Raw genomic sequence first — 15,383 nt, forward strand, 5'->3', positions numbered from 1 at the left:
TTGTCCTCAGCTCGCCGGTGTGTCGGGCAGACCACCATAGGCGGCCCAGGTGGTGCCCACGATGTAGCCGGCGTCGACCGGCAGGTTGATGCCGGTCACGCCGCTGCTCTGCGGCGACAGCAGCCAGGCGATCGCCTGCGCCACTTCGATCGGCTCGACCAGCCGGTTCATCGCGGTCGGGCGGGCCAGCAGCTCCTTGTTCAGGGCGCCCGACGCGATGCCGGCCTCGAGCGCCACCGTGCGGGTGAAGCCGGGCGACACCGCGTTGACGCGCACGCCGGAACGGCCCCATTCGGCGGCGAGCGTCTGCGTGATCTGGATGACGCCGGCCTTCGCCGCGGTATAGGCGTGGATCGGACCCGACGTCATGCCGGCCACCGAGGCGACGTTGACGATCACGCCGTGCCGCCGCTTCGCCATGCCGACGCCGACGCTGCGCGCGACCAGGAAGGTGCCGCGCAGGTCGATATTGACCTCGCGGTCCCATTGCTCCATTCGCACCCGCCTCGATCGTGTGCATCTTGCCGAACACGCCGGCCGCGTTGACGAGGCCGGTGATCGGGCCGTGCGCTTTCTCGATATCGGCGACGCCGGTGACGACGGCGCTTTCGCTCGCGACGTCGAATGGCGCCGGCCAGAGGATGGCGGCTGTTCCGACCAGCGGCTCAGGTGCGATGTCGACGATGACGACGCGATGCCCCTGATCGGCAAGAAGCGTCGCGGTCGCCGCGCCAATGCCGCGGCTGCCTCCGGTGACGAGGATGGTGCCGTCAGCGCTCATCGTTTCTTCCCTTCGCTGTTGAACAGGCCATGCGTGACCAGCTTCTGGTAAGCCGTGATCACATAGTCAGGCACGGCGGTAACGCCTTGCTCGGAATACGAATAGCGCCGGCTGAGATAGCCGCGTGCGCCCATCAAGACCTGGACAATGGCCTCGAATTCCTCGTCGCTGAAGGTGTTGGTCGCGCCCGCGGCCCGCGCGCGCTGGAGGATCCGGACGTAGGCGCTCGAAATATTGTCGAAATGCTTTTGGTAGCCGATCGGCGCGAAGAACTCGGCCTCGTTGAGGATGCGGAGAAACTCGGGCACCTCGCGGATGAAATCGAAAAAGGCGCTGAAGCGCTCGACTTCCTGCCGTGCTTCGTTGGCTGTGCCGGTGCGCGCATGGATGAAGCGGACCATGTCGAGGCCGATCTTCGGCAGCAGCTGGTCGAGCAGTTCCTGGCGGTTCTCGAAATGATTATAGAAGGTGCCCTGCGCGACGCCGGCAGCTTCCGTGATCCGCGCAACGGAGGCTTCGGCATAGCCGTATTTGCCGACGACCTTGGTCGCAGCGTCGAATATCTTCTGCTTGGTCCAGGCGTTGCGCTCGACCCGGTTGAGTTTTGTCACTTTGGCGGATGTGGCTTGCGTCATGCGGTCGCCTCGAGTTCAGCGCGGAGCACGCGTTTGAGCACCTTGCCGGATGGATTGCGCGGCAGGCTGTCGCGGATGATCAACTGCCGCGGCACCTTGAAGCCAGCGAGCCGCGCACGGCAGTAGTCAGTGAGATCAGCCAGGTCGAGCCTAGCGTCGTCGGCCAGCACCACGATGGCGACCGGCTTCTCGCCCCAGCGGTCGTCGGGCAGGCCGATCACGGCGACCTCGCGTACCCCGGGGATTTCGTAGATGACGCGCTCGACCTCGGAGGAAGCGATGTTCTCGCCGCCGGAGATGATCATGTCCTTCTTGCGATCGGTCAGATAGAGGAAGCCGTCGTCGTCGAGATAGCCGACGTCGCCGGTGCGGAACCAGTCGCCGAAGAAGGCGGATGCGGTCTTCTCAGGATCCTTCCAGTAGCCCTGCGTGACCTTCGGGCCGCGCAGGCAGATCTCGCCGTTCTGGCCGGCGGGCAGGCGCTTGCCGGCATCGTCGCGGATCTCGATCTCGACATGGGCGATGGCGCGGCCGGTCGAGCCGATCTTCTCGATCTCGCGGCCGGCGTCCATGAAGGTATCGCCGCCGCAGCTTTCGGTGAGGCCGTAGGCATCGATGTAGCGCGCGTTCTTGAAATAGTCAGAGAAGGCGCGGATGCGGACCTCCGGCGTCTTCTCGCCGCCGCCGATCGCCCATTGCAGGCTGGAGACGTCGTAGCGCTCGCGGTTTGGGCAGGTGAGGAGCGCCGTGGTCATGACCGGTGCAAACCACGCCGCGTTGAGCTTCTCGCGCTCGATGGCGGCCAGCGCCGGTTCAGGCTCGAAGGTGCGGTGAATGCACAGCATGCCGCCGTGCCAAAGCACCGCGATGCCGGGCAGGTCGAGCGCGCCGACATGATAGAGCGGGCCAACGACGAGCAGCCGCGTGTCGGCGTTCAGCCCGAGCACCACGGCCTGGTCGGCGGATTTCCAATAGATGTTCTCGTAAGTGAGCATCACCCCCTTGGGGCGATCCGTCGTGCCCGAGGTGTACATCAACCGCATCAGGTCGCGTGGCTGGCGCACATGGATCGGCGACGGCGCAATGTCCGGCGCAAGATTGGTGACGCTGGACTGCGCGACTTCACCCAGCAGCACGACCGGCGCGCCACCGGTTGCTATCGCAGCAAATTCCTCGTCGGCGACGAGCAGGCGCGCGGCGGAATTGCCGACGATATAGCCGACCTCAGCGGCCGACAGGCGATAATTGATCGGCAGGAACACCGCGCCGATATGGCTGGTCGCGAACACCAGTTCGAGAAAGGCCGTGCTGTTCTTCATCAGGACGGCAACGACGTCGCCGGGCGCGATCCCGCGGGTCGCGAGCCAGCTGCCGACCTGCCGAATCCGCAGATCAAAATCTGCGTAGGAGACGTCCTCGCCGCGATATTTCAGCGCACAGCGGTCCGGAGTCCGCCTGGCATGAAATGCGATGAAGCTGGAAAGATTGATCATTTGCCGTCCGTCGGGCCGATTCCGGCGCCGTTTTCTCCCTAGATGAATTATGAGTCGTAATTCATCTTTGGCTTGACGTCACCCCCCTTGCTCTGAAAACATCGTGGCCATGGAGACGAAACGATCTCCGACAGGGATTTGGGAACGCGAACCCGACAGGGAGGGGAATATGACGAGGACCCGGAAACCGGGCGTCAGTCGCCGCTCGACGCTTGCGCTGATGGGCGCCGGTGCGGTGAGCTTTGCTGCGCCATGGGTGGCGCGCGCACAGGCCAAGACCATCAAGATCGGCATGCCGACCATTCTGTCAGGCCGCGTCGCGCAACTCGGCACGTCCTCGCGCAACGCGGTGATGTTGGAAGTCGAGAAGGTCAATGCCGCCGGCGGCCTCGCCGGGCGGCAGATCGAGATGGTGATCCGCGACTCCAAGGGACAGCCGCAGGAAGCCGCGCGTATCGCGCGCGAGCTCGTCAACACCGATGGCTGCGAGATGCTGCTCGATGGCGAGGCATCATCGGGATCGTTCGCGGTTCACGAGGTGGCGCGCGATCTCGGCGTGCTTTGCATCCACACCTGCTCGGAAGCGTCGTCGCTGACCGCCGATCCCAAGCAGCACATCCCGAACGCCTTCCGCTGCGTCCGGCAGGGCATTCATGACTCGATCGTCGGCGCCGGCTACGCGGCCGGGATCGCCAAGGCCAAGGGCCTGAAGAAATGGGCGACCTGTTCGCCCGACTACGCCTATGGCCGCGACACCACCGGCGAATTCGTGCTGTACCTGAAGAAGTTCGCGCCCGATGTCGAGATCATCAGCGAGTCCTGGCCAAAACTGTTCCAGCCCGATTACACCGAGGTGGTGACCAAGATCCTGCAGGCCAAACCACAGGCGCTCTACTCCTGTCTCTGGGGCGGCGATCTCACCTCGTACATCGACCAGGCCAACATCTACGCGATGTTCACGCAGATGGAGGTGTTTGCAGTCAACATGGCCGACTACACCGCGCTTACGGTGGTGAAGAACCTGCCCAAGGGTATCCACTCCGGCGACCGTTACATCAAGACATTCCCGCCGACGCCGGAGAATGCAGCCTGGGGCCGATGCCTACAAGGCGAAGTACAACGAGTACCCGACCAACTGGTCCTGGCAGAACGCGACGGCGCTCATGTTCCTCAACGAGGCCGTCAAGAAGGCGAACTCGACCGACGGCAAGAAGGTCGCGGAGGCGCTCACCGGGCTCACCATCAAATGCCCGTTCGGTGCCGACGGCACCGTGACCATGCGCGCCGACGACCACACGCTGGTCGGCTACGCGATCGGTTGGGGCACAACGATCCCTCAGGAGCCTTATGTGCTCGATATGAAGGCCGGTGACTGGAAGACCATCTTCGAGCTCGAAGCCGAGTGGAAGAAGAGCAAGGGCTACACCTGATCCGCATGCGGGGGCGGAGGCCGCGTGCTGTCTCCGCCTTGCATCTGATGTTTGTCGCGCGCCGGCGTTGCGGCCCGCCGTAATGGATGATTCTCGTGGACCTCGACGCGCTCGCCAGTTGCCTCACCAGTCCTGCCTGTCTGGTGACGCAGACCACCAGCGGCCTGATCATCGGCATGCTGCTGTTCCTCGTCGCCGTCGGGCTGACCCTGATCTTCGGCGTGCTCAAGGTGGTCAATTTCAGCCACGGCGCCTTCTATATGTTCGGCGCCTATTTCGCGATGACGGCCTACCAGCTCACCGGCAGCTTCGCGCTGGCGATCCTAAGCGGCGCCGTCGGCACCGCGCTCCTCGGTCTGATCTTCGAACGCGCTTTCATGAGCCGGGTCTACGGCCGCGACGTGCTGATGCAGCTTTTGGTCTGCTATGCCTTCGTGCTGATCTTCGACGATGTCGTTCGCATGATCTGGGGGCCTGAGTTCAGGTCGATGGGTATGCCGGCAGCGTTCCAGGTGCCGCCATTGTTCATCGCCGGCGGCGTGGTGCCGCCATATTATCTGCTGCTGATCGGGGTGGCGCTCGTCGCCGCGGTGGTTCTCGGGTTAGGACTGGCGCGCTCCAGGGTCGGCAAGGTGATCCGGGCAGCCGCGCACAATCCCGGGATGGTGTCGGCGCTCGGTATCAACACGGGGCTGATCTATGGCGGCGTGTTCGCGCTCGGCGGCATGCTGGCGGGGCTGGCCGGAGCGCTTGCCGCGCCGGTGCGCTCGCTGACGCCGGGCATGGGTTTCTCGGTGCTGATCGAGTCCTTCATCGTCACCGTGATCGGTGGCATGGGTTCGATCCTGGGTGCGCTGATCGGCGCGCTCCTGATCGGCCTGATCCGTTCCTTCGGATCGCTCGGTTTCCCGCTGTTCACCGAGGGGCTGATGTACCTCTTCATGGTGATTGTACTGGTGTCGCGTCCGACCGGCCTGTTCGGCAAGGAGGTGGCATGACCGAGTTGCAGGCCGGGCAGGGCGCACAGCCGCTCGAGGTGCCACGGGTCGACGCCAGACCGCAACGCTATCGCGATATGCTGGTTGCGCTTGCAGCTTTTGTCCTGCTCGCGCTGCTGCCGGTGCTTTTCGGCAGCAAGCAGCTGCTCGACTTCGTGATCCGCTGTGCGCGCAGCGTACGGTCTATTCGCGACGTCGCTCAACCTCTTGGTCGGTTACACCGGCCTGATCTCGTTCGGGCACGGCATGTTCTTCGGCCTCGGGGCATATGGCTTCGGCCTCATGATGCAGAAGACCGGCGTGTCGATCCCGGTGGCCTTCGTCGCCACGCTGGCGATGACCTTCGTCGTCGCTGTCGTCATCGGCGCGATCTGCGTGCGATTGAAGGAGATCTATTTTGCCTTCGTGACGCTGGCATTCCAGATGCTGATCCACTCGACGATCCTGTCGTGGCAATCGCTAACCGGCGGCGACCAGGGCCTGCGCGGCGGCATTCCGCGGCCGCCGTTCCTCGGCATCGACCTTTCGAACCATCTGCATCTCTACATCACGAGCTGCGCGCTGCTGGTGATCGGGCTGTTCCTGATGCGCCAGATCGCGCAGTCGCCGTTCGGCTACACGCTGCGCATGATCCGCGACAACGCCACGCGTGCAAGCTTCATTGGGATCGACGTCTGGCGCGCGAAGCTGACAATCTTCGTACTGGCGGCGCTGTTCGCTGCGACCGGCGGCATCATCATGGCGTTGTTCGTCTCCGGCGCTTATCCCGAATTCGCCTACTGGACGATCTCCGGCGAGGGCATCTTCATCAACATGCTGGGCGGCGTGACGACCTTCCTCGGGCCGATGGTCGGGACAGTGCTGCTGTTGATCCTCAACGACACCGTCACCCGCCTGACCGAGTATCATGGCATCGTGCTCGGCGTCGTGATCCTGTTCTTTGCCATCGGCCTGCGGAAAGGGCTGATGGACTTTGTCGTCGAATGGTTCGCGCAACGTCGCGGCCAGGAGCGCGGTTAGCCATGCTGGAGATTCGCGCCCTCTCGAAATCCTTTGGCGGCGTCAAGGCGACCGACAACGTCTCGTTGGACTTCGCCGACGGTTCGCTCACCGCCGTGATCGGCCCCAATGGTGCCGGTAAGAGCACCTTCTTCAATCTGATCACGGGCGCGCTGCGGCCGGACGCCGGGCAGATCCTGCTCAATGGCGTCGACATGGCGGGCAAGACGCCGCCCGAGATCGTGCGCCATGGCATCGGTCGTGCCTTTCAGGTCGCGAGCATCTTCCCCTCGCTGACGGTCGAGGAGACGATGCTGGCAGCGGTCTGTGCCGATCAGCGCCGTGCCGGCGTGATGCATCGCCGCTTTCCATTGGCCGAGACGCGCGACCGCGCCGAGCACGCGATGGAGCTGCTCGGCCTTGCCGGCAAGCGCAACAGGACCGCGGCGACGCTGTCACATGGCGACCAGAAGCTGCTCGATATCGCGCTCGCACTGGTGCTTGAACCCAAGGTGCTGCTGCTCGATGAGCCGACCGCGGGCATGGGCACCGAGGAGCGGTGGCGCATGATCGACAAGGTGCGCGAGCTCTGGGAGAAGCAGAAGATCACCGTCGTGTTCATCGAGCACGACATGGACATCGTGTTCAAGATCGCACCTGAGATCGTCGTGCTGTGTTACGGCCGGATCCTGGCGACCGGGACGCCTGATGCGATCCGAAGGAATGAAGCCGTCATCGAGGCCTATCTCGGCAGCGACGACCATGCGGGAGCGGTGGCATGAGCGCCCAGCCGGTGGTGCAGGTCGAGGATCTCGACGTCTATTATGGCACCAGCCAGATCCTGTTCGGCGTCGGCCTCTCGGTGCGGCAGGGCGAGACCATGGCGCTGCTGGGCCGCAACGGAGCCGGCAAATCGACCACTATGAAGGCGATCATGGGTTTGGCGCCCGCACGCCGCGGCAAGGTGACCTTGCGCGGCCAGTTGGTGTCCGGGATGAGGCCGCATCACATTGCGCGGGCAGGGCTCGGCTTCGTGCCGGAGGACCGGCAGATCTTTCCCGAGCATAGCGTCGAGGACAACCTCGTCATCGGCCAGAAGAAGGGACCGGACGGTGAGGACGAGTGGTCGATCCGCCGCGTCTACGACGTATTCCCGCTGCTGGAGCCGCTGCGGCACCGGATCGCGGGTAGGCTCTCTGGTGGCGAGCAGCAGATGCTGGCGATTGCCCGCACGCTGATGGGCAACCCGGTGCTGCTGCTGCTGGACGAGCCGAGCGAGGGGCTGGCGCCGATCATCGTGCAGCGCATCGGCGAGCTGCTGCGGCAGCTCCGCGGCACCGGTGCCACAGTATTGATCGCCGAGCAGAACATGCATTTTTGCCTTGGCCTTGCGAGCCACGCGACGGTTATCGACAAGGGACAGATCGTCTACACATCCTCCATCGAAGAGCTGAAGGCCAACGACAACATCCGGCAGCGCTATCTGGCGCTGTAGGGCATGATCCGGAAAAGTGCGCAGCGGTTTTCCGAGAAGATCGTGCCCAAGAGAATAAGGCTCTTCGACAGCTGTGGGAGGACAAATGGCGGGCGAACGCAAGCTGACGCCGACGCACGAGGCGCCGTATCGCGGGCTGAAAGTACTGGATTTCGGGCAAGGGATCGCCTCGCCCTATTGCGCGATGCTGCTCGGGGTCTATGGCGCCGAAGTCATCAAGGTCGAGCCGCCCGAAGGCGACTGGTCGCGCTATCTGGGCACGACCTATGGCAATCACACGACGCTGTCGGCCGTCTATAACCGCGGCAAGCGCAGCCTGTGCCTCGACATGAAGCACAAGGACGGGATCGCGATCGCGCAGCGTCTCGCGCGCGAGGCCGACGTGCTCATCGAAGGGTTTCGTCCCGGTGTCGCGGAGCGGCTCGGGCTCGGCTATGAGAGCCTGTCGCGCGACAATCCGGGCTTGGTCTATCTGTCGGTCAGCGGATTCGGGCAGAGCGGGCCCTATGCCAAGCGGCCCGGCTCGGACTCGGTCGCGCAGGCGTTCTCCGGGCTGGTCTCGGTCAATATCGGCACCAATGGCGTGCCGCATCGGGTCGGCACCACGATCTCCGACGTCGTCACCGGCGTCTACGCATTCCAGGCCATTGCCACGACCCTGTTCGCGCGTGCGACGGTCGGCACCGGACGCTGGATCGACGTCAATCTCTGCCAGTCGACGTCGGCGCTGCTCGGCCACAAGGTCGCGGAGTTCATCCTCGAGGGTGGCGCGCCGCGTGCGCTCAACGTGCCGGCCGGCACCTACCAGACGCAGGACGGCTGGATGATGGTGACGCTGGTGAACGAGCCGCAATACAGGCGGCTGTGTGGTGCGATCGGCCGCGAGGATCTCGCCGCCGATCCGCGCTTCGCCGACTTCGCCCGGCGTGCGGATGCGGCCGACACGCTGATCCCGCAGCTGCGCGAGGTGTTCTTGACCCAGCAGACCGATGCCTGGCTGGCGCGGTTGCACGCCGCCGATATCATAGCGGAGCGGATCCTCGATCCCGGCGAATGGCTGCGCAACGCCCATGTCGAGGCGACCAGGGCGTCGGTGTGCCAGGATACGCCGGGGATCGGCCCGGTCTACACGCCGCGCACACCGGGGATCGCGAGCCTGTCCGAGGATCATCTTTGTCCCGCGCCTGATGTCGGGCAAGATAGCCGCGCTGTGCTGGCAGAGGCTGGTTTCGGTACCGCCGAGATCGATGGCTTGCTGCTGTCGGGCGCGGTGCGGCAGGCCAAGGCGATGACAGGAGGCAAGACATCATGAGCACAGACCTCGTTCGCTACTCGGTTCGCGATCAGATTGCGGAGATCGTGCTGGATCGCGCGCCGGTCAACGCGCTCAGCATCCCCTTGATCGACGCGCTGCTGGCGGCGCTGGCGAAAGCGCGCGATGATGACGCGGTGCGCGCCGTCGTCATCAGCAGCGCCCACAAGGTATTCTGCGCCGGCCTCGACCTCGACATCGTCAGGGGCAAGCCCGCGATCGAGACCAAGACATTCCTCGAGCGGCTGTATTTCGCGCTGAATGATACGCAGTACCGCATGGGCAAGCCAACGATCGCGGCGATCGATGGTGCGGTCCGGGCTGGCGGCATGACGATCGCGATTTCCTGCGACATGATTGTTGCGGGCGACGGCTCGACCTTCGGCTATCCAGAGATCGATGTCGGCCTGATCCCGGCGATCCACTTCGTGCAGCTGCCGCGGCTGGTCGGCAAGCACCAGGCGTTCGGCCCGCTATTCCTCGGCGAGCCCTTCGACGCGGCGACTGCCTTCCGCATGGGATTGCTCAGCGAGGTGGTGCCGAAGGGCACCGCGCTGGCTCGGGTCCATGAGATCGCACGCAAGCTTGCGTCGAAATCGCCCATCGTGATGAAGATCGGCCGCGATGCCTTCATGCGTGCGGTCGATGCCGATTTCCGTCGCTCGGTGGAGAACACCGCGGAAAGCTTTGTGGTGGTCGCCTCGACAGAAGACTGCCAGGAAGGGCTGAATGCGTTCGTTGAGAAGCGAACGCCCAACTACAAGGGGCGGTAAATGGCCGGATTGTATTTCGAGGAGTTCGAGGTCGGGCAGGAGTTCCATCACGAATTCAGCCGGACCGTGACGGAGATGGACAACACGATGTTCAGCCTCCTGACCATGAATCCGCAGCCACTGCACCTCGATGCGCATTTCGCCGAGAAGACCGAGTTCGGCCAGCGGCTATTCAACAGCCTCTATACGCTCGGCATCATGATCGGTATGAGCGTGTACGACACGACGCTGGGAACCACGGTCGGCAATCTCGGCATGACCGACGTCAAGTTTCCCAAGCCCGTGTTCCATGGCGACACGCTGAAGGCGCACACCAGGATCATCGGCAAGCGCGCCAGCAAGTCGCGGCCGACCCAGGGCATCGTCGAATTCGAGCACACCATGACCAACCAGCGGGGCGAGGTGGTGGCAAGCTGCCGCCGCACCGGCCTGATGCACTGCAAGCCGAAGGCATAGGCGATGCGATCGTTCCTGTTCGTTCCCGGCGACAGCACCCGGAAATATGAGAGTGCGAAGAAGACCGCGGCCGACGCATTGATTCTCGATCTCGAGGATTCCATCGCACCGGAGCAGAAGGTTGTTGCGCGTGGCATCACGCGCGAGATGCTCGATGCGCGCAATCCGGACCAGAAGCTCTATATCCGCGTCAATGCGCTCGACACCGATCTGACGCTTGGCGACCTCGCGGCGGTGATGCCCGGGAAGCCCGATGGCATCGTGCTGCCGAAATGCGCCGGCGCTGCCGATGTCAACAAGCTCGCGCTCTATCTCGATGCATTCGAGGCCGCCTCGGGTATCGCGCAGGGCACCACACGGATCGTCACAGTGGCGACCGAGACGGCGCGCGCGGTGCTGAAAATCCTCGACTTCGAGAACATGAGCCCGCGGCTTTGGGGCATGATGTGGGGTGCGGAGGACCTTGCGGCCTCGCTGGGCGCAACGCGCAACCGCACCGACGGCCGCTATCACTCGCCCTTCATCCTCGCCCGCGATCTCTGTCTGATCGGCGCGGCCGCGGCCGGCGTGGTCGCGATCGATACCATCGCCACCGACATCAACGATCTCGATGCGCTGAAGGCGGAGGCGATCGCGGCGCGGCAGGACGGCTTCCTGGCCAAGGCCGTGATCCATCCCAAGCATGTCGATGTCGTCAACGCGGCCTTCATGCCGACCGACCAGGAGGTTGCGTGGTCGGAGCGGGTGATCGCTGCGTTTGCCAACAATCCGTCCGGGGTCGCCAAGATGGACGGCAAGATGCTGGACAAGCCGCACCTGCGCGCCGCCGAGAAGATCCTGGCGTCGCGCAGGAAATAGTCAGTCGGGGTCGATCAGCGCGCCCTCCTTGAGGAGGGCCGCAATCTCCGCATCCGCAAGTCCAGCCTCGCGGAGGATCTCCCGGCCATGCTCGCCGAGGTTCGGCGGATAGGTCCGGATCGATGGCGGCGTCTTGCTCCAGGTGGCAGCAGGGCCGGCCAACCGCAGCGTGCCTTCGGTCGGATGCTCCAGTGATTGGATCAGCCCGACGGCCTCCAGATGCGGATCGTCGATCAGGCTGTCGAGGTCGTGCAGCGGCGCATGCGGAACGTCGGGCCTCTTCGAAGAAGCGCATCCATTCGGCGGTGCTGCGGGTCTTCATCATCTGCGAGAACCAGTCGTAGACGAAATCGTAGTTCCGGGTTCGCGCAGAGATGCTGTTCAGCCGCGGGTCGCGGTCGGCCTCATTGGTGAGGCCGATCTTGGCGAAGAACGCGTTCCATTGCTTGTCGGAATAGACCAGCGCGCAGATGTAGCCGTCGCTGGTTTGATACGGACGGCGGTCGGGCGACAGCAGCCGGGAGTAGCCTGATGGGCCAATCGGTGGCGCGAAGCTGCGGCCGGCCATGTGATCGCCGAGCACGAACTGCGCCATGGTCTCGAACATTGGGATTTCGATCGCCTGGCCTTCGCCCGTGCGCTCGCGGTGGAACAGCGCGGCCAGGATGGCGTGGACGGCATTGAGGCCGACGATGCGGTCAGCCATGGTCGCCGGAGAGTACCGTGGCTCACCGGTGATCCTGCCGGTCAGCGCGGGCAGGGCGGTCAGCCCCTGGATCAGGTCGTCATACGCGGGCCGGCCGGCATAGGGCCCGGTCTCGCCGAAGCCGTGCAGGCTGGCGTAGACCAGCCGCGGATTGGCGGCGAGGAGATCGTCGGCGCCGAGCTTCAGCCGCGCCATTGCCGCAGGACGAACGTTGTGGACGAACACGTCGGCATCGGTGGCAAGCCGCAGCAGCGCCGCGCGGCCGCCGGCCTTCTTCAGGTCGAGCACGATCGAGCGCTTGTTGCGGTTGCCCTGGAGGTACATCGCGCCCATCGCAGGATGGCGCATCGGGGCGGCGTGGCGCATCACATCGCCATCGGGGCTCTCGACCTTGATCACGTCGGCGCCGTAGTCGCCGAGGATCATGGTCGCGTAGGGTCCTATCATCACGCTGGTGAGGTCGATGATCCTGACGCCAGCGAGCGGACCCGCCGGCGCGGATGGTTTTTCTCTCGTCGGGGCCTGGCTCAATGTGTAGCGGCCAGTGCTTCGGTGAAGGCCTTGAAGACGTCGGTGCCCGGCTTGCCGCGCTTGTCGACGTCCTTCACCCAATCCTGGGCCACCGACCTGAAGGCGGTGTCGAACACCTTCTTGTCGTCAGCGCTGAAGTTGATGACCTTCATGCCCTGCGACTTGATCTTGTCGGCCGCGGCCTTCTCGCCGTCCTCGAACCGCTTGCAGGCCTCGCGCGTGGTCTGCTCGCCGGCCTCGACCAGCGCCTTGCGCACATTCTCGGGCAGCGACTTGAATTTCAGCTCGCCGATCGAATAGGTGAAGATCGCGGTGCCGAAGTTCAGCCCCTCGGTGCCCGATTTGAGGATCTTGCCGAAGTCGTAGGACGCCGAGCTCTGGTAGGAGAAGATCAGCCCGTCGAGCGTGCCGCGGGTCAGCGATTCATAGATCTCGGGTGCGGCCATCCGCACCGGAACGCCGCCGATCGAGCGCATCATCAGGTCCATCGCGCCGCCGGTGGTGCGGATCTTCAGACCTTCGAGGTCCTTTGCGGTCCTTCACATCGCGGCTGGTCGCAAGCTGGACCTGGTAGGCCGGCAGCGCCAGCGTTACCAGCGGCCGAAGCTGGTTCGGCGCGAACTCCTTGGTCTCCAGGATGCCGCCGTTGTGCGAGATCTTGTAGAAGGCAAGCGAGCCCCGGCATTCGCTGTCGAAGATGCCGGGCAGTTCTGCGACCGCCGTCAGCGGAAACTTGTCGGACGAATAGGACGGCACGATGTAGGAGACGTCGGCGACGCCGACGGCCGTCAGCTGGGCCATGTCCTTGGCCTTGCCGAGCTGCTCCGCGGGAAAATGCTGGAACGTGACCTGGCCGTTGGTCAGTTTGGTGACGAGTTCGGAAAATGGCTTGCCGACGAGCTCATGAATCACATGGCCGTTCGGCAGGCTGTCGACGAGTCGCAGCGTGATTTTCTCCTGCGCGTCGCCGGAACTCGTTGCAGCCATCAACGACACTGCAGCCAGCACGAGCGGTCTCGCTACCCTAACGGACATTATGTTTTTCTCCCTTATTGTTGGTCAGTAACCCATCTTCATCGGCAGCCATAGAATGATCATGGGCCAGATGACCAGGATCGCAATTGCAATCAAATGCGCGACGAAATGCGGGAACACGCCATGAAAGACCTCTCCCACCGGGCGCCCCGAGTACCGCGCCACCACGAAGCAGTTGAGGCCCACCGGTGGTGTGATCATGCCGACCTCGGCGGTGACGATCTTGATCACGCCGAACCACAGCGGATCGTAGCCGAGTGACTTGATCAGCGGCAGCACGATCGGAACGGTCAGCACCAGGATCGCGATCTGATCCATGAATGAGCCGAGCACGATGTAGCCGAACAGGATGATGGTCAGGATCAGCCACGGCGGCACCGCCAGGCTGCCGACCCAGCTCACCAGGTTCTGCGTCACCTGCGTCAGCGTGAAGAAGTAACCGAAGATCGATGCGCCGAACAGGATCATGGCGATCATGCAGGTGCCGTGTGCCGAGCGAATTAACGCGCTGCGCAGCGTCTTGCGGTTGATCTTGCCCTTCCACAGGGCGAGCACGAACGCTCCGAAGGCACCGAGCGCGGACGCCTCGGTGGGCGTGGCGACACCCGTATAGATGACGCCGGTGACCATGCCGAACAGTAATAGCATCGGACCGACCACGCGAAGCATCCGAAACTTTTCCGCGAGCGAGACCGACGGCGCCGCTGGCGCGCGCGATGGATCCTGCCAGGCCAGGAACCAGACCGTGGCCATGATCGTGAAAGTCACGAGAATGCCGGGGATGACGCCGCCGATCAGCAGCGCGCCGATGTTTACCTCGGCCAGCAAGCCGTAGATCACGAGCGCGACCGATGGCGGGATCAGCATGGCGAGCGTGCCGGATATCGCGACCACGCCGGCCGCCATCTTCGGCTCGTAGCCCTGCTTCAACATCGCCGGCAAGCTCGTTGCCGACAGCGTGGCTGCGGATGCGGTGCTGGTGCCGCAGATCGCGCCGAAGCCGGCACCAGCCAGCGCCGTCGCCATGCCGAGGCCGCCGGGAATGCGTCCGACCCAGGCCGCGGTCGCCTTGAACAGATCGTCGGCAATGCCACTGACGAGGACGAATTCCGCCATCAGCAGGAACATCGGGATGGTAATCAGCTCGTAGGAGGTGACCGCCGAGAGCGGTGCTGTTTGCAGAATGCCCGACAGGATCGGCATGCCGCCGATCATGTACAGCCCCAGAGCACCGGAACCCGCCATTGCGAAACCAACCGGCGTGCCGATCGCGAGCAGTGCGAACAGCACGAGCATCGTCAGAACGAGTGTCATTCGAAGGTTTCTCCCGCAGCATGGGAGGCCGGCAGAGCAATGAGGCTGCGTCCGGTAGCGAGCGAGATGAGGTGTCCAATGAGGTGCAACGTCAGGCGAATCGTGATCAGGCCGGCGCCGAGCGGCACCAGTCCGATGGACGGCCACATCGGCCATGGGATTGCGCCGGCCATCACGTCGGCGGACCTAAAGCTGTCGACGGCGCGCAGGAAGCCGAGATGGGCGATCAGCGAGAACACCGCGATGCCGACGACGCACGTCACGATTTCCGAAACGCGGATCATCGCCGGCGAAAACTTCTGCTGGAGGATATCCACACTGACATGAGCGTGGCTGGCATAGGCCTCGGACAGCACCAGGAAGAAGATGCCGGCCATCAGATAGATCGAGATCAGGTCGTAGGCCCAGGAAAACGGCTTGTTGAACGCGTAGCGCATGATGACATCGCCGAACACGATGATCATGATCGCGAACATGAACACGGCGGCGATCGTGGAGGCGATCTTCTCGATCGCCGCGAGCGCCCTCAATACTCCGTCAAACAAAATTGCTCTCCCAGTGGCTTTG

Annotated in this window: 15 protein-coding genes and 3 pseudogenes; 9 read left to right on the plus strand and 9 right to left on the minus strand. The window is 64.0% G+C overall.

Annotation, left to right across the window (positions count from 1 at the left end; genetic code table 11):
* Positions 1–6: 6 nt before the first annotated feature.
* From ACVWW1_RS02000 to ACVWW1_RS02015, 4 genes and pseudogenes are all read right to left on the minus strand, one after another.
* On the minus strand, positions 7–495 hold the full coding sequence (locus ACVWW1_RS02000; protein ID WP_456654659.1) for an SDR family NAD(P)-dependent oxidoreductase: 489 nt from the start codon (positions 493–495) through the stop codon (positions 7–9).
* A 34-nt stretch (positions 496–529) separates the two neighbouring features.
* Positions 530–781, minus strand: a pseudogene (locus ACVWW1_RS02005) (SDR family NAD(P)-dependent oxidoreductase); the annotation flags it as partial.
* Complete coding sequence (locus tag ACVWW1_RS02010; protein ID WP_456654660.1) at positions 778–1,416, minus strand: TetR/AcrR family transcriptional regulator; 639 nt, start codon at positions 1,414–1,416, stop codon at positions 778–780. The pseudogene ACVWW1_RS02005 and the gene ACVWW1_RS02010, both read right to left, overlap by 4 nt.
* Positions 1,413–2,909 carry an AMP-binding protein gene (locus ACVWW1_RS02015; protein WP_456654661.1) on the minus strand — a complete coding sequence of 499 codons (1,497 nt, stop codon included), beginning with the start codon at positions 2,907–2,909 and terminating at the stop codon, positions 1,413–1,415. Before ACVWW1_RS02015 ends, ACVWW1_RS02010 begins: the two co-directional genes overlap by 4 nt.
* A gap of 169 nt (positions 2,910–3,078) precedes the next feature.
* Here ACVWW1_RS02015 and ACVWW1_RS02020 point away from each other — a divergent pair.
* The 9 genes and pseudogenes from ACVWW1_RS02020 (at position 3,079) to ACVWW1_RS02060 (ending at position 11,230) form a co-directional block, all read left to right on the plus strand.
* A pseudogene (locus ACVWW1_RS02020) lies at positions 3,079–4,339 on the plus strand (ABC transporter substrate-binding protein).
* A 95-nt stretch (positions 4,340–4,434) separates the two neighbouring features.
* On the plus strand, positions 4,435–5,337 hold the full coding sequence (locus ACVWW1_RS02025) for a branched-chain amino acid ABC transporter permease (protein ID WP_456656596.1): 903 nt from the start codon (positions 4,435–4,437) through the stop codon (positions 5,335–5,337).
* Positions 5,338–5,502: 165 nt separating this feature from the next.
* On the plus strand, positions 5,503–6,357 hold the full coding sequence (locus ACVWW1_RS02030; RefSeq protein ID WP_456654662.1) for a branched-chain amino acid ABC transporter permease: 855 nt from the start codon (positions 5,503–5,505) through the stop codon (positions 6,355–6,357).
* A 2-nt stretch (positions 6,358–6,359) separates the two neighbouring features.
* On the plus strand, positions 6,360–7,118 hold the full coding sequence (locus tag ACVWW1_RS02035; RefSeq protein ID WP_456654663.1) for an ABC transporter ATP-binding protein: 759 nt from the start codon (positions 6,360–6,362) through the stop codon (positions 7,116–7,118).
* Entirely contained in the window at positions 7,115–7,831 is a 717-nt protein-coding gene (locus ACVWW1_RS02040; RefSeq protein WP_456654664.1) for an ABC transporter ATP-binding protein, read from the plus strand. Before ACVWW1_RS02035 ends, ACVWW1_RS02040 begins: the two co-directional genes overlap by 4 nt.
* A gap of 85 nt (positions 7,832–7,916) precedes the next feature.
* Entirely contained in the window at positions 7,917–9,143 is a 1,227-nt protein-coding gene (locus ACVWW1_RS02045; RefSeq protein WP_456654665.1) for a CaiB/BaiF CoA transferase family protein, read from the plus strand.
* The gene (locus ACVWW1_RS02050; RefSeq protein ID WP_456654666.1) at positions 9,140–9,916 is read left to right on the plus strand and encodes an enoyl-CoA hydratase/isomerase family protein; all 777 of its coding nucleotides are present in this window, start codon (positions 9,140–9,142) and stop codon (positions 9,914–9,916) included. The genes ACVWW1_RS02045 and ACVWW1_RS02050 overlap by 4 nt, the downstream gene beginning before the upstream one ends.
* A complete protein-coding gene (locus ACVWW1_RS02055) occupies positions 9,917–10,372 on the plus strand; it encodes a MaoC family dehydratase (protein WP_176530014.1) in 456 nt (151 codons plus the stop codon).
* Between the two features lie 3 nt (positions 10,373–10,375).
* The gene (locus tag ACVWW1_RS02060) at positions 10,376–11,230 is read left to right on the plus strand and encodes an HpcH/HpaI aldolase/citrate lyase family protein (protein ID WP_456654667.1); all 855 of its coding nucleotides are present in this window, start codon (positions 10,376–10,378) and stop codon (positions 11,228–11,230) included.
* Positions 11,231–11,546: 316 nt separating this feature from the next.
* Here ACVWW1_RS02060 and ACVWW1_RS02065 read toward each other — a convergent pair.
* The 5 genes and pseudogenes from ACVWW1_RS02065 to ACVWW1_RS02085 form a co-directional block, all read right to left on the minus strand.
* Positions 11,547–12,383: pseudogene (locus tag ACVWW1_RS02065) on the minus strand (CaiB/BaiF CoA transferase family protein); the annotation flags it as partial.
* Positions 12,384–12,463: 80 nt separating this feature from the next.
* Positions 12,464–12,955: a hypothetical protein gene (locus ACVWW1_RS02070; protein ID WP_456654668.1), complete on the minus strand. Its 492-nt coding sequence runs from the start codon at positions 12,953–12,955 to the stop codon at positions 12,464–12,466.
* On the minus strand, positions 12,891–13,502 hold the full coding sequence (locus ACVWW1_RS02075; protein ID WP_456654669.1) for a hypothetical protein: 612 nt from the start codon (positions 13,500–13,502) through the stop codon (positions 12,891–12,893). The genes ACVWW1_RS02070 and ACVWW1_RS02075 overlap by 65 nt, the downstream gene beginning before the upstream one ends.
* Positions 13,503–13,526: 24 nt before the next feature.
* On the minus strand, positions 13,527–14,816 hold the full coding sequence (locus ACVWW1_RS02080; RefSeq protein WP_456654670.1) for a TRAP transporter large permease: 1,290 nt from the start codon (positions 14,814–14,816) through the stop codon (positions 13,527–13,529).
* Positions 14,813–15,361: a TRAP transporter small permease gene (locus tag ACVWW1_RS02085; protein ID WP_456654671.1), complete on the minus strand. Its 549-nt coding sequence runs from the start codon at positions 15,359–15,361 to the stop codon at positions 14,813–14,815. Before ACVWW1_RS02085 ends, ACVWW1_RS02080 begins: the two co-directional genes overlap by 4 nt.
* Between the last annotated feature and the right edge of the window lie 22 nt (positions 15,362–15,383).

This window comes from Bradyrhizobium sp. JR3.5, assembly GCF_054057015.1.